General features: G+C 70.0%; 1 protein-coding gene. It reads right to left on the bottom strand.

The window, feature by feature from the left end:
- Nucleotides 1–137 precede the first annotated feature (137 nt).
- On the bottom strand, nt 138–554 hold a 417-nt coding region (locus tag GTW58_RS13800), incomplete at its 5' end, for a MurR/RpiR family transcriptional regulator (protein ID WP_168023633.1).

Raw genomic sequence — 554 nt, 5'->3', positions numbered from 1 at the left:
CGCGGTCCCCGCCGACACCCCACCCATCCCTGCTCCGATGACAATGACCTTCACGTGTCCTCCTGTCTCCCCGAGTCTTTTCGTGTCTTCCGCCGTGCACGACGGCGAGCTGTTTCCACGCGTGGGCGCAACAGCGCTCAGCCCAGATCGAGCTCGCGGAGGGTTTCGAACAGCTCCGTGGCCCGATCCACGTGACCGGCAGCCGTTGCCCCGCCCGCGCCCAGAACGGCGCCCGCGAGCCAGGCAACCGTGGAGAAGGCCGCCGCGTATGAGCCGAAGGCCCCGGAGCGCCCCACGGGGCACTCGATCCAGTGCCGGGCGTGGTGCGCCAAGTGACGCGCGCTGGGGTCCGCGATCAAGATCAGCGGTACCTGTGCTTCCGCGCAGCCCTTGAGGGCCTCCTCGAATCCCCGGGGACGACGTCGGAACCCGAGCACGACCACCACGTCCTGCGGCCCGAGCCCTGTCAACTCCTCCGCGACCGTCTGCCCCGGGGTGGGGGCAACAGCCACCCCGTCGCGGATCTGCTGCAGTTGAGTGCGCAGGTGCAGGGC

The sequence above is a fragment of the Kocuria subflava genome, assembly GCF_012163155.1.
In the GTDB taxonomy this organism is placed as follows: Bacteria; Actinomycetota; Actinomycetes; order Actinomycetales; family Micrococcaceae; genus Kocuria; species Kocuria subflava.
This window is presented reverse-complemented; position numbering and strand designations above follow the sequence as displayed.